Origin of the sequence: Massilia sp. Leaf139 (genome assembly GCF_001424165.1) — a bacterium.
Classification (GTDB): Bacteria; Pseudomonadota; Gammaproteobacteria; order Burkholderiales; family Burkholderiaceae_D; genus Telluria.
In genome coordinates, this window is sequence record NZ_LMOJ01000024.1 from 301,100 (window position 1) to 314,859 (window position 13,760).

The following is a 13,760-nucleotide window of genomic DNA, read 5'->3' on the forward strand; positions in this document are numbered from 1 at the left end:
GAGCTTACGGCGTCAGCGGCTTCTTCGACCCCTTCTTCGCCTTCACGTCCTCGATCGCCAGCTCCATCGCCGTCAGCCGTGCGGCCGTCGACGGGTGGTTGGCGGTGAAGCCGTTGGCCACGCTGGCCGGATAGGAGGCGGCGAAGCGCTTCCAGAAGGCGGGGGCGCCTTCGATGTTGTAGTCGGCGCGCGCCAGCAGGAAGATGGCGAGCCGGTCGGCGGCCGCATCGAGGTTCGACGGCATCGGCTTGATGCCGGCGCTGCCGTTGACCATCGCCATGTCCGGCGTGATGTTCCTCAGGTTCTCGATCACGCTGTTGAGCGTCGCCTGGTTGCGCTGCTGGCGCGGGTGGTCAAGCATGTTGTGCGCCATCGTGCGCGCCAGGACATAGGCCAGCTCGTCGTCGCTGCGGGCCACGTTCAGCATGCCGCGCGTGACCATCACGCGGGTGCCGTCGGCATACGCGTTGACGTTGTCGCCGTTGCCCAGTTCGATGCCGTAGCCGCAGGCGCGGGTCACCGGAATGCTCAGGTCGCGCGGGCGGCCGTCGCGTTCGATCGAGAACGGCAGGATCGACTGGGAAGCCATCAGGCCGCCGAACACGGCGCCAACCGTCGAGGGGGCGTTCGGGCCGGTCGGCAGCGGCTTGCCGCCGGCCGCGACCAGGGCGTCGCCCAGGCGCAGCCCGGCCTTCGCCGCGCCGCTGCCGACCAGGACGCCCGTCACCTGCAGCCGCTCGTCCATGCCGAAGGCGACGTGGGCGGCCTCGTTGTAGAGGCCGGGATAGGAGTGACGGTTCTTGGCCGTGAAGCCGAGCAGGTTGCGCGCGTGCTTCGTGCACAATTCGGCATTGTCGATCAGCAGCGGCGCCGCCACGCGGTACAGGCGATCCTGCAGTGCGGCCATCCTGGTCAGGGTGTCAGCGGCGGCCGCCATCTGCGGCGTCAGCGGCGTGCCTTGCGGCGTTTCCGTGATCGGCCCAGGGACGCCGGGCTGGCGCAGCGGAGCTTGCGTGCCGCAGGCGGCGAGCAGTACGGACAGGGCGACGCCCAGCGCGGCGGGGCGCAGACGGTCAATGCGAATCACTTTTTCTCCTTCGTTCTTTATTGTTTTCCGGTGCTGCCGAACCCTCCGGCACCCCGTTCGCTCGATGCAAATTCGTCGACGACATTGAAGCCCACCTGCAGGACGGGCACGATCACCAGCTGCGCCAGGCGATCCAGCGGCTGCAGCGTGAAGGCGGCATGGCCGCGGTTCCAGGTCGAGACCATCAACTGGCCCTGGTAATCGGAGTCGATCAAGCCTACCAGATTGCCGAGCACGATGCCGTTCTTATGGCCGAGCCCACTGCGCGGCAGGATCATCGCCGCATAGCCGGGATCGGCCACGTGGATGGCGAGACCGGTCGGCACCAGCACGGTCTGGCCCGGCTCGAGGGTAAGCGGCGCCTCGATGCAGGCGCGCAGGTCGAGGCCGGCGCTGCCGGGGGTGGCATAGGCCGGCAGCAGTTCCTTCATGCGCGGGTCGAGGATCTTGATGTCGATGGTCTTCATGGGGTGATACGGTTTTCTTTGGATAGTATAAAAATTTGAATCATATGCATCGAATCAGGTGAGCAGCGAACGCGCCTCGAGGCGCTTGCCGATCTCGGACACGAGCTGGCGCGCCAGGGTCAGCTTGTCGGCGCGCGGCAGCACGGTGTGGCCGCTCTCGTCGAACAGGACGATCGAATTCTCGTCCTGGCCGAAAGTATGGTGGCCGATGTTGCCGACCAGGAGAGGGATGCCCTTGCGTTCGCGCTTGGCGGCGCCGTATTCGACCAGGTTCTCCGACTCGGCGGCAAAGCCGACGCAGTAGGGCCAGCCCGAGAGCGAGGTGGTGGCCGCCACCGTGGCCAGGATGTCCGGGTTCTGCACGAATTCCAGCGCCGGCGCGGCGCCGCCTTCCTGCTTTTTCAGCTTCTGTTCGCTGGCATTGGCGACGCGCCAGTCGGCCACCGCCGCCACGCCGATGAAGACGTGTTGTCCCTCGACGCCGGCCATCACGGCGTCCATCATCTGCTGGGCCGAGAGCACGTCGATGCGGCGCACGCCGAAAGGCGTCGGCAGGGCGGTCGGGCCCGAGACCAGCGTCACCTCGGCGCCGGCTTCGCGTGCCGCGCGCGCGATCGCATAGCCCATCTTGCCCGAGGAAAGATTGGTGATGCCGCGCACGGGATCGATCGCTTCAAAAGTAGGCCCGGCCGTGATCAGCACGCGCTTGCCGGCCAGGATCTTGTGCTGGAAGGAGGCGACCAGTTCGTCGAGGATCTGCTCGGGTTCGAGCATGCGCCCGAGGCCCGTTTCGCCGCAGGCCTGCTCGCCGGCGCCGGGGCCGAACAGCTGGATGCCGTCGGCGCGCAGGGTGGCGGCGTTGCGCTGCGTGGCGGCGTTCTGCCACATCTCGACATTCATCGCCGGCGCCACCAGCAGCGGCACGCCGTGCGGGCGCGCCACGCACAGGGTCGAGAGCAAATCGTCGCAGGCGCCGTGCGCGAGCTTGCGCATGAAGTCGGCCGAGCAGGGCGCGATCAGGATCGCATCGGCGCCGCGCGTGAGGTCGATGTGCGCCATGTTGTTGGCCATGCGCGCATCCCACTGGTCGAGCCAGACCGGATTGCCCGACAGCGCCTGCATCGTGACCGCGCCGATGAAATGGGTCGCGGCCTCGGTCATGACGACGTGGACTTGTGCGCCCTGCTTGATCAGCGCGCGGCACAGTTCCGCCGCCTTGTAGCAGGCGACGCCGCCGGACAGGCCGAGAACGATTTTTTTACCTTGCAGATCCATGTCGGACTCCCGTCAAAGGTCGGAGCTTAGTTCTTGCTCAGTTTTTATTCACGCGCCGCAGTTCATCGGCGATGAACAGGAAGGCGCCGATCGAAATGCCGATGTCGGCGACGTTAAAGGCCGGGAAGTGCCCCCAGCCGCGCCAGTAAAAGTCGAGGAAGTCGATCACGTGGCCGTAGGCGACGCGGTCGATCACGTTGCCGATGGCCCCGCCCAGGATCAGGGCCAGGGCCCAGCAGAACAGGCGCTGGCCGGCGTGGCGCTTGAGCAGGTAGAGGATGAAGCCGATGGCGCCGACCGCGATCGCGGTGAAGAACCAGCGCTGCCAGCCGCCCTGGTCGCCCAGGAAGGAGAATGCCGCGCCCGGGTTATACACGAGCACCAGGTTGAAGAAGCCCGTCACCGGCAGCGTCTCGCCATAGGTGAACAGTTTCGAGACGGTGATCTTGGTCAGCTGGTCGATCAATACGATGATGAAGGCGATGCCCAGCCACGGTGTCATGCTGCCGCCGGCTTTTTTGTGGATGGTCGTAATGCTCGGTTTTTTCTTGGTTGCCATGGGAATCGGAGTCAGATGTGGAAACCGCCATGCCGTTGAAGACGGCATGGCGGTCGGTGTGAACGGGCTTACGCGAAGCGGCGTGCTTCGCCGGCGCCGAACAGGTTGCTCACGCAACGGCCGCACAGGCCGCTGTGCTCGTGGTTGTGGCCGACGTCGCGGCGGTAGTGCCAGCAGCGCTCGCACTTCGGCGCTTCCGACGGCGTGACGACAACCGCTTCCTCTGCTTCATCGGCGGCCTGCTCGACCGTCGCCTGCGAGGTGATGAAGACGAATTTCAAATCGTCCTCCAGGCTCGCCAGCAGATCGTGCTTGGCGCCCGCGGCCTTGATCGTCAGCTCGGCCTGCAGCGAGGAGCCGATCGCACCCGAGGCGCGCACCTCTTCGAGCTGCTTGGTCACGTCGGCACGCACTTCGCGCAGCGCGCTGTACTTGGCCAGGAGAAGCTCGGCATCCGGCAGTTCCGGGAAGGCCCACAGCGTTTGCGTGAAGATGGTCTCGTCACTCTCCGCATACGCTTGCTCGCCCGCGAACACGGCCCAGGCTTCTTCGGCCGTGAACGAGAGGATCGGCGCCATCATGCGCAGCAGGGCATGGGCGATGTGCCACAGCGCGGTCTGGGCCGAGCGGCGCGCCATCGAGTCCACGCCCGTCGTGTACAGGCGATCCTTGAGGATGTCGAGGTAGAAGCCGCCCAGGTCTTCCGAGCAGTAGTACTGCAGGCGCGAGACCACCGGGTGGAATTCGTAGCGCTCGAAGTGCGCGCCGATGTCCTGCTGCAGCTGGGCCATCGAGGCGATCGCGTAGCGGTCGATCTCGAACAGCTCGGCGACGGGCACGGCGTGCTTGCTCGGGTCGAAGTCCGAGGTGTTCGCCAGCAGGAAGCGCAGCGTGTTGCGGATGCGGCGGTACGACTCCGTGACGCGCTTGAGGATCTCTTCGCTGATCGCCAGCTCGCCCGTGTAATCGGTCGAGGCCACCCAAAGGCGCAGGATGTCGGCGCCCAGGGTGTCCGAGATCTTCTGCGGCGCCATCGTGTTGCCCAGGGACTTGGACATCTTCTTGCCGTGCTCGTCGACGGTGAAGCCGTGGGTCAGCAGCGCCTTATAGGGCGGCGTCCCGTTCAGCATCGAGGAGGTCAACAGCGAGGAGTGGAACCAGCCGCGGTGCTGGTCCGAGCCTTCCAGGTACAGGTCGGCCGGGAAGGTCGACTGCTGCGCGTGCGAGCCGCGCAGCACGGTCTGGTGCGTCGCGCCGGAATCGAACCAGACGTCGAGCGTGTCCTTGTTCTTCTCGTAGACTTCCGCGTCGTCGCCCAGCAGTTCGCGCGGGTCGAGCGCCTGCCAGGCGTCGATGCCGTTCTGCTCGATCAGTTTCGCGACCTGCTCCAGCAGTTCCGGAGTGCGCGGGTGCAGCTCGCCCGTCTCCTTGTGGATGAAGAAGGCCATTGGCACGCCCCACTGGCGCTGGCGCGACAGGGTCCAGTCCGGACGGTTCTCGATCATGCCGTGCAGGCGCGCCTGGCCCCAGTCCGGGAAGAACTGGGTCTTCTCGATGCCGGCCAGCGCGGTCTCGCGCAGGGTCGGGCCGCCATCCTTCGGCGTGACATCCATGCCGGCGAACCACTGGCTGGTTGCGCGGTAGACGATCGGGGTCTTGTGGCGCCAGCAGTGCATGTAGCTGTGGTCGAACATTTTGAGTTCGAACAGCGCGCCGGCGGCGGTCAAGGCCGCGCAAATCGGTTTACTGGCTTCCCAAATCGTCAGGCCGCCGAACAGCGGCAAGGTCGACGCGAAGCGGCCGTCGCCCATCACGGGTTTCAGGATCTCGTCGTCCTTCATGCCGTGCGCCTTGCAGGACACGAAGTCTTCCAGGCCGTAGGCCGGGGCCGAGTGGACGACGCCGGTGCCGCTCTCGGTGGTGACGTAGTCGGCCAGGTAAACTGGCGAGCTGCGGTCGTAGAACGGATCGGCCGCGTGCAGCGGGTGCTTGAAGCGCATGCCTTCGAGCTTGGCGCCGAGGGCCGTGGCGATGGTCTTGCCTTCGAGCTTATAGCGCGCCAGGCAGGATTCGACCAGGTCTTGCGCCAGGATCAGCAGCAGCGGCTCGCCGTCGCGCTCGGCCTGCACCAGGGCGTAGGTCACTTCCGCGTTCACGTTCAGGGCCTGGTTCGACGGGATCGTCCATGGCGTCGTCGTCCAGATCACGATGAAACCGTTCATGGTCGGCAGCGACGGAAGGCCGAAGGCTGCCGCCAGCTTCTCTTCCTCGGCGAATTTGAAACCGACGTCGATCGCCGGATCGCGCTTGTCCTGGTATTCGACTTCCGCTTCGGCCAGCGCCGAGCCGCAATCGAAGCACCAATTCACCGGCTTCAGGCCGCGGTAGACATAACCCTTGTCGAGCAGCTTGCCCAGCGCGCGCAGTTCGTCGGCCTCGTTACCATAGGCCATGGTCATGTACGGGTTTTCCCATTCGCCGAGCACGCCCAGGCGGATGAAACCGGCGCGCTGGCGGTCGATCTGCTCGAGCGCGTAGGCGCGGGCTTTCTGCAACACTTCGGCGGTCGGCAGGTTCTTGCCGTAGAGTTTTTCGATCTGGATCTCGATCGGCATGCCGTGGCAATCCCAGCCCGGCACGTAAGGCGCGTCGAAGCCGGCCATGGTGCGCGATTTGACGACCATGTCTTTGAGGATCTTGTTCACGGCGTGGCCGAGGTGGATGTCGCCGTTCGCATACGGCGGCCCGTCGTGCAGCACGAAGCTCGGACGGCCCTTGGCTGCCTTGCGGATGCGGTGATAGATCTGCTTGTCCTGCCATCCCTTGACCCAGCACGGCTCGCGCTTGGCGAGGTCGCCGCGCATCGGGAACGGGGTATCGGTCATGTTGACCGGATATTTACTCACTGGCTTGCTCTCGGATTTCTTCGCGCCCTTCTGGGCAGGCGCGTTCTGGACGGGTTTGCTGTTTTCGGACATATATTTCTTCGGTAAGGGAATTCAGGATCGGCTGTGCGGCATAAGCCGTGCAGCCCGCGCGGGTCGGGACGCCCGCGTCAAATTCGGTCGGTGGCGGTCAAGGCGCCGGCACGGGCCGGGCTCCTGGGATCGTGGCGCGGCGTATGCGTGGCGAACCAGGCGCGCGCCTGTTCGGCATCGCGGTGGATGGCGGCGGTGAGTGTGTCGAGGTCGACATACTTTTCCTCGTCGCGCAGTTTTTCCAGAAACTCGACGCGCACCAGCTTGCCGTAGCAGGGACGGTCGTAGTCGAAGATGTGCACTTCCAGCAGCATGTGGCCGGCGTCCTCGACGGTCGGGCGCACGCCCAGGCTGGCGACGGCCGGCAGCGGCTGCTCGGCCAGGCCATGCACCTGCACCACGAAGATGCCTTGCAGGGCGGGGCGGTGCGCGACGCGCAGGTTCAGGGTCGGAAAGCCCAGCGTGCGGCCGAGCTTGGCGCCGTGGATCACATGGCCCGACATCGCATACGGATGGCCGAGCAGGGCATTGGTAGCCTGCAGGTCGCCGGCCGCCAGCGCCGCGCGCACGGCGGACGAGGAGATGCGCTGCTCGCCTTCGCGCACGGTGGGCAGGGTTTCGACGTGGAAGCCGTATTCGCGGCCCGCCTCCATCAGCATGGCGACCGTGCCGGCGCGCTTGGCGCCGAAGCAGAAATCGTCGCCCACCATCAGCCATTTGACGTGCAGGCCGTCGACCAGCACGCGCTCGATGAAGTCCTGGGGGGAGATGGAGGCGAATTGTTCGTTGAAGTGTTCGACGATGACGCGGTCGATGCCGGCCTGGGCCAGGTCTTCGAGCTTGTCGCGCAGGTTGGCGATGCGCGCCGGAGCGCGGCTGAGGTCGCCGCTGCGGCGGGCGAAGTATTCGCGCGGATGCGGCTCGAAGGTCATCACCGCCGCTTCCAGTCCCAGCGCCTGGCTCGCCGCCCGGACGCGCGCCAGCAAGGCCTGGTGGCCGCGATGGACACCATCGAAATTGCCGATGGTGAGGGCGCACGGTGCGCGCGCCGCGTCGTTGGGAAGTCCGCGAAATACCTTCATTGGTGGTTCCAGAGTGCCCGGCGGGTCGAGCTGTACGTCTGTGCTCGGCCATGCCTCGGGGCGAAACCTTGATTATACGGTAAAGGCTTGTTGCAATGGCGTATGAGGGCATTGTGGCCAATGGCCGCGATGCCGGTTTCACCGGGCGGCTCTACCAGTGCTGGCGGCGTTCGCGCGGCCCGTGCGCCGCCCACGCGTGACGTGTGCATCACGGCGGCGGGTCAAAAAAAACGCCGCCTGCGAACAGGCGGCGTCTTTAGCGGAGCAAAGCGGCCATCAAGCCAGCGGCTTGTTGATCGCCATGATCCAGTAGCGTGCCAGTTCGGCGGTGCCTTCCTTGCCGGCGACGCCGCGCAGGGTGCTGATCGCCTGCTGCTTCTTGCCGGCCGCGGCGTAGGCTTCGCCCAGGCGCAGCTTGGCTTCGTCCGGATAGCGCAGGTTGCCGGCCTTGATCGCCGATTCCATCAGCTTCAGGCCGCGGTCGGCCTGGCCCGACTGCACCATGCTGTAGCCGACAGCGACCAGGCCGTCGTTGTCCTTGGCGGCCGTGTACTCGGCTTCCAGGGCGGCGATGGTCTTGTTCTGCTCGGCCAGGTTCTTCTCGGCCAGGGCCTTCAGGCGGCCGTGACGCTCGGCGTCCGGGCCGGTGCCCAGTGCGCCGGCCTTGTAGCCCTTGTCGATGATCTTCAGCGCTTCAGCAGGCGCCTTCGCCTGCATGACGAGCTGGGCCATTTCCATGAACTCGCTCGGCTTCTTCAGCAGGCCGTTGGCCAGCTTCAGGCGGTAGACGTCGACCGCCAGGCGGCCCGAGAAACCAGGCTTGCCCTGCACGCGGTTGAGCAGGTCGTTCCAGTACTGGGCTTTCGGATAGTTGGCCGCCAGCTTTTCGATGGTGTTGACGTAGCCGGCCTTGTCGTTCTTCTTGAGCTGGATGTTGGCCAGCATGCCGAGCATGTCTTCGCTCATGCGGCCCGATTTCTCGGCGTTGCGCAGCTCGGTTTCCAGGGCAGCGATGTTACCTTGCTTGTAATAGTTCTGCATCAGGTAACCGCGCAGCTTCGCATCGTCGCCGTTCTTCAGTTGACGCTGGATGGCTTCGTTCGCCTTGTTCAGGTCGCCGCCGCGCATGTAGATGCCGATCAGGCCTTCCGAGAACTGGCCGCGTTCGGCAGCCGACAGCTTGCCGGAGGCGATCAGGGCTTCGAATGCCTTGGCTGCGGTGCCGTAGTCGCCGGCCGAGGAGGCGGCCGAGGCGCGCACGCGCTCGATCAGGTAGCTCTCATGGGCCGACTTGCCGGACACGGCGTCCGCTTCGCGCAGTTTCGCCAGGGCGTCCTTGTGCTTGCCCTGTTTCATCAATGCCTGGGCTGCCTGCAGCGGTTTGCCAACCTGGGCGCTCACGGTCTGCGCATGGGCAGGGGCCAGGCCGACGATCGGAGCAGCTGCGGTGAAGCCGAGGGCGGCCAGTGCGAGGCCGAGGTGTGCGAGACGGAATTTGCTCATCGTGGATAAATCCTCTTTGAAAATGGACACGGCAGGGAAACCCTGCCGTGTTGTTCAAATCTAATGCGATTACTGGAACTGCTCGTTACCGACCATGCCGATCTTCGTGACGCCGAGACGCTGTGCAGTTGCCATGACACCGGCAACCACCTTGTACTCGACCAGCTTGTTCGGACGCAGGTGCACTTCCGGCTGGTTCGCCTGGCCAGCCACTTCATTCATCTTGGCTTCCAGCGAAGGACGGTCAGGGATCGCAACGCCATCCCAGAGGATGGTGCCGTCGAAGTCGACGTCGATCGTGACCACTTGTGGCTTCTCCGTCTGCGGTGGTGGGGTACCGACCGGCATGTTCAGATTGACCGAGTGATCTTGCTTCGGAATCGTGATAATCAACATGATGATCAAGACCAACAGAACGTCGATCAGGGGCGTCATGTTCATTTCCATCATCGGTTCCGGGTCGGCTGCCTTGGCGGAGCCTGAACCTACATTCATACCCATGGTGTTTCCTTTCAAATGACTGGGGTGCGATCGAGGCACCGGACGCGAGTCCAGTGCCTCCGCGGGTTTCACCTTGGTTGGTGATTAGCCCTTGTCAGGTGGTTCGATAACGAAACCGACCTTCTGCACACCAGCACGTTGTGCCGTATAAAGCACCCGACCGACTGCTTCGTAGCGCGAGGCTTGGTCGCCACGCACTTTGACTGCAGGCTGCGGCACTTTTACCGACTGCTCCGCGAAGAACTTGAACAGCTCGTCCGTGTTCGCGATGCGGGTCTGGTTCCAGTACATTTCACCGTCTTTGTTGATGGTGATGTTGATGTCTTCCGGCGCTGGCTTGGTAACTTCGTTCGTTTCCGCCGGCAGATTCACCTTTTGCAGCTGCAGAACCACTGGGCTGGTGATCAGGAAGATGATCAGGAGAACCAACATGATGTCGACGAGCGGCGTCGTGTTGATCTCTGACATCACGGCATCATCATCTCCGCTTTCGGAGCCGACACTCATTGACATGATTTATCCAATCTTTTTAGCGCCGGCAGCAGCACGGGCAGCTTCCGAGGTCGACATGGCGCCCGAAACCAGAACCGAGTGAACGTCGGCGCTGAACGAACGGACATCTTCCATTGCTGCCTTGTTGCGGCGAACCAGCCAGTTGTAACCCAGAACGGCAGGAACTGCGACGAACAGACCGAAGGCGGTCATGATCAGCGCTTCACCGACTGGACCGGCGACCTTGTCGATCGATGCGTTACCCGACATACCGATGTTGGTCAGTGCGTTGTAGATGCCCCAGACGGTACCGAACAGACCGATGAACGGCGAGGTCGAACCGACGGTTGCCAGGAACGACAGGCCATCTTGCAGGCGCGACTGGACGCGGTCCACGGCGCGCTGGATCTGCATGGTCACCCAGGTCGACAGGTCGATCTGCTCGAGCAGGGCGCCGTCGTGGTGCTGGGTTGCCTTGGTGCCGGTTTCAGCGATGAAGCGGAATGGCGAACCTTCTTTCAGCTGAGCCGAACCGGCAGCGATCGAATTGGCTTTCCAGAACTTGGCCGACACTTCCTTCGACTGGCGCATGATCTTCGACTGGTCGATCAGCTTGGTGATGATGATGTACCACGAACCCATCGACATCAGCGACAGGATGATGATGGTGCCCTTGTTGACGAAGTCGCCTTCTTCCCACATGGCCTGGAAGCCGTATGGGTTGTGGACTTCTTCCTTGGCTTCGCCAGCGGCTGCAGCAGGCGCTGCGCCTTCGGCGGCAGGTGCCGCGGCGGCTGCGTCAGCTGCCGGAGCTGCTGCTGCGTCTGCCGGTGCTGCGGCTGCCGGAGCGGCTGCTGCCGGTGCGTCAGCGAAGGCTGGTGCCGAGACCAGGGCCGATGCTGCCGTAACCGAGAACAGGACTGCCGCCAGTACAGCGGACAAACGGGTATTCTTAAACATGCTTCCTCCAGAAATATAAAAATAGACAGTTCGCTGATCTAAAGACAACGAAAATCATAGTTGTGAGACGATCTTCTGTCTCGGTTATTGTTCCAGCGACCAGACGTACTGTACTGGGACCCATGCCTGTTCAGGCTGACCATTGACCATTGCCGGTTTGAAGCGGCACTTGCCGATTGCAGTCTGTGCTGCACGGTCAAGATCACGCGAACCGCTCGATTTCGTGATCTTGGAATCAACCATCCGACCATCGACGCCGATCAGGAAGGAGATCGTCGTCGTGCCTTCTTCTTCGTTACGAGCCGAGGCCTTCGGGTATTCCGGTTTTGCACAGGTGCTGAAATCAGCCACTGCGGCGGTACGGCTCGGGCCGGCAGGCGCTGCCGCAGGAGCCGGTGGCGCCGGCGGTGCCGGAGGAGCCAGGCTCGTCGTCGGCGGCGGCGTCGTGGTCGCGGCGGCGATCGTGTTCTGCGGCGGCGGAGGCTGCTGCGTCTGGATCTCGACCGGCGGAATGAATGGAGGCGGCGGGGCCTTCATTTCCGGTGGCGGCGGTGGTGGAGGAGTCTCCGGTGGTGGCGGTGGCTTAACCTCTTCGATCAACTTCGTTTCCACTGCTTCCTGCACCTTCGTGATCACCTTCGTGCCGAGCCCGTTGAGGACTGCCCAGCCGACGAGAACGTGCAACAGGACCACAATGGTGATACCAGTGAGATTCTTCCCCGGTTCCTTCTCATGTGAAAAATTCATGCCTGCTTTCTCCAATACCAACTCTTTTTGTTGCTACTAAACCCACAAAACACGACGAAATGACAAGGCCGCATCCGGGACATCGGCGAATTATACCTACGAATTCTTTTTTGCACAGGTATTTTTGAGGCATCAAAACGGGCGTAAATGCCTGTAAAAACAGGCGATCCTGCTCATCCGGACGGCTCCCCGCTGTGCAAAAAAACGCAGGCCGTTCATATATAAAATTACAACATTGCAGCTTGATACTTACGCACTGTAGAAGATCAGGAAAGAATAGCCTGTTTGCCAAATTTTGCACGCCGAATTTGCCTAATGGCAAATATCATATAGTGCAATGCTGAGCTTTTCGCAAACTATAGCCAGTTTCGGAAAAGCCGAGCGTTCGCCAGCTAACAGAAGGAGAGGGAATGCGGGGCGTGGCGTATGACCCGAAGTGATGGCATGTCGCCGAGTCGTTATATATTGACATGCATCAGTGATGAGCTTGCCTCTACGACATGATCTGGATTGGATGCATGCGAGAGGCAAGTGAGCAGCGAAGTCGCTGTAGTTTGACTAGCGGTGGCGCTTCTCGCGGCGGCAGTCGAGGAAGCTGACGACGTGGCCGCTCGTATCGACGGTTTCCAGGCGCACGTCGAAGCCCCACAGCCGGGCCACGTGCTTGAGCACTTCCTGGGCCTGGGCATTGAGCGGGCGGCGCTGGAACTGGGTGTGACGCAGGGTCAGCGCCCGGTCGTCGCGGGTATTGACCTGCCAGACCTGGATGTTCGGCTCGCGGTTGCCGATGTTGTACTGCTCGGCCAGCTGCTGGCGCACGTAGCGGTAGCCGGCTTCGTCGTGGATCGCCGAGATGGTGAGCTTGTCGCTGCGGTCGTCGTCGAGCACGGCGAAAAAGTGGAAGTCGCGGATCAGCTTGGGCGACAGGTACTGGGCGATGAAGCTCTCGTCCTTGAAATTGCGCATGGCAAAGTCGAGCGTCTTGATCCAGTCGCTGCCGGCCATGTCGGGGAACCAGGCCCTGTCCTCGTCGGTCGGGTTTTCGCAGATGCGCCGGATGTCGGTCATCATGGCGAAGCCCAGCGCGTAGGGATTGATGCCGCTGTAATACGGGCTGGTCGCCGGCGGCTGATAGACCACGTTGGTATGGCTTTGCAGGAATTCGAGCATGAAGCCGTCGCCGACGATGCCCTCTTTATATAGTTCTTGCAAGATCGTGTAGTGCCAGAAGGTCGCCCAGCCCTCGTTCATGACCTGGGTCTGGCGCTGCGGATAGAAGTATTGCGAGATCTTGCGCGTGATGCGCACCAGTTCGCGCTGCCAGGGTTCGAGCAGGGGCGCGTACTTCTCGATGAAGTAGAGCAGGTTTTCCTCGGGCTCGAGCGGAAAGCGCGGCGGCGGGGTGTCGCGCTCTTCCTCTTCACGCCGCGGCACCGTGCGCCAGAGGGCGTTCACCTGGGATTGCGCATACTCCTCGCGTTCCTTCTGGCGCGCCGCTTCCTGGGCCACCGACAGCTTGGCCGGACGTTTGTAGCGGTCGACGCCGTAGTTCTGGATCGCATGGCAGGAGTCAAGCAAGTCTTCGACGGCGTCGATGCCGTAGCGCTGCTCGCATTCGGCGATGTAATTCTTGGCGAACACCATGTAATCGACGATCGCTTCGGCATCCGTCCAGGTGCGGAACAGGTAATTACCCTTGAAGAAGGAGTTATGGCCGTAGGCGGCATGCGCGATCACCAGCGCCTGCATCGTCAGGCTGTTCTCCTCCATTAAATAGGCGATGCAGGGATTCGAATTGATGACGATCTCGTAGGCCAGGCCCATCTGGCCGCGCTTGTAGCTCTTCTCGGTCGACAGGAAGTGCTTGCCGAACGACCAGTGGTTGTAGGACACCGGCATGCCGACCGAGGTATAGGCGTCCATCATCTGCTCGGCGGTGATGATCTCGAGCTGGTTGGGGTAGGTGTCGAGGCCGAATTTCCTGGCCACGCGGCGGATTTCCTCGTGCGCCTGCTCGATCAGGTCGAAAGTCCATTCCGACTGTTCGGGCAGGGCACGCGGATTTTTGATGAGGTCGTCTGGCATGGTAGGTCTCTCAATGCGTGCCCT

General features: G+C 63.1%; 12 protein-coding genes. All 12 read right to left on the bottom strand.

The annotated features are described in order from the left end of the window. Positions 1 to 4: 4 nt before the first annotated feature. The 12 genes from ASF77_RS17130 to ASF77_RS17185 all read right to left on the bottom strand — a co-directional run bounded on the left by ASF77_RS17130 (position 5) and on the right by ASF77_RS17185 (position 13,736). Complete coding sequence (locus ASF77_RS17130) at positions 5 to 1,087, bottom strand: M48 family metallopeptidase (protein ID WP_056341870.1); 1,083 nt, start codon at positions 1,085 to 1,087, stop codon at positions 5 to 7. Positions 1,088 to 1,104: 17 nt separating this feature from the next. Beyond that, entirely contained in the window at positions 1,105 to 1,554 is a 450-nt protein-coding gene (dut, locus tag ASF77_RS17135; protein WP_056341873.1) for a dUTP diphosphatase, read from the bottom strand. Positions 1,555 to 1,608: 54 nt separating this feature from the next. Continuing rightward, on the bottom strand, positions 1,609 to 2,829 hold the full coding sequence (coaBC, locus tag ASF77_RS17140; protein ID WP_056341876.1) for a bifunctional phosphopantothenoylcysteine decarboxylase/phosphopantothenate--cysteine ligase CoaBC: 1,221 nt from the start codon (positions 2,827 to 2,829) through the stop codon (positions 1,609 to 1,611). Positions 2,830 to 2,866: 37 nt separating this feature from the next. Further along, positions 2,867 to 3,388 carry a signal peptidase II gene (gene lspA / locus ASF77_RS17145; RefSeq protein WP_056341879.1) on the bottom strand — a complete coding sequence of 174 codons (522 nt, stop codon included), beginning with the start codon at positions 3,386 to 3,388 and terminating at the stop codon, positions 2,867 to 2,869. Positions 3,389 to 3,456: 68 nt separating this feature from the next. Next, positions 3,457 to 6,366 (bottom strand): isoleucine--tRNA ligase, encoded by a 2,910-nt coding sequence (gene ileS, locus ASF77_RS17150; RefSeq protein ID WP_056341882.1) that lies wholly within the window; start codon positions 6,364 to 6,366, stop codon positions 3,457 to 3,459. Positions 6,367 to 6,443: 77 nt separating this feature from the next. Then, entirely contained in the window at positions 6,444 to 7,448 is a 1,005-nt protein-coding gene (locus ASF77_RS17155; protein ID WP_056341884.1) for a bifunctional riboflavin kinase/FAD synthetase, read from the bottom strand. Between the two features lie 276 nt (positions 7,449 to 7,724). After that, complete coding sequence (locus tag ASF77_RS17160; RefSeq protein WP_056341886.1) at positions 7,725 to 8,951, bottom strand: lipopolysaccharide assembly protein LapB; 1,227 nt, start codon at positions 8,949 to 8,951, stop codon at positions 7,725 to 7,727. 69 nt (positions 8,952 to 9,020) lie between these two features. Continuing rightward, positions 9,021 to 9,452, bottom strand: a complete 432-nt coding sequence (locus tag ASF77_RS17165) for a biopolymer transporter ExbD (protein WP_200934194.1) — start codon at positions 9,450 to 9,452, stop codon at positions 9,021 to 9,023. An 84-nt stretch (positions 9,453 to 9,536) separates the two neighbouring features. After that, entirely contained in the window at positions 9,537 to 9,965 is a 429-nt protein-coding gene (locus ASF77_RS17170) for a biopolymer transporter ExbD (RefSeq protein ID WP_056341889.1), read from the bottom strand. Positions 9,966 to 9,968: 3 nt separating this feature from the next. Beyond that, complete coding sequence (locus ASF77_RS17175) at positions 9,969 to 10,904, bottom strand: MotA/TolQ/ExbB proton channel family protein (protein WP_229445470.1); 936 nt, start codon at positions 10,902 to 10,904, stop codon at positions 9,969 to 9,971. Positions 10,905 to 10,988: 84 nt separating this feature from the next. Further along, complete coding sequence (locus tag ASF77_RS17180; protein ID WP_056341902.1) at positions 10,989 to 11,651, bottom strand: energy transducer TonB; 663 nt, start codon at positions 11,649 to 11,651, stop codon at positions 10,989 to 10,991. 558 nt (positions 11,652 to 12,209) lie between these two features. Continuing rightward, positions 12,210 to 13,736 carry a SpoVR family protein gene (locus ASF77_RS17185; RefSeq protein ID WP_056341903.1) on the bottom strand — a complete coding sequence of 509 codons (1,527 nt, stop codon included), beginning with the start codon at positions 13,734 to 13,736 and terminating at the stop codon, positions 12,210 to 12,212. Between the last annotated feature and the right edge of the window lie 24 nt (positions 13,737 to 13,760).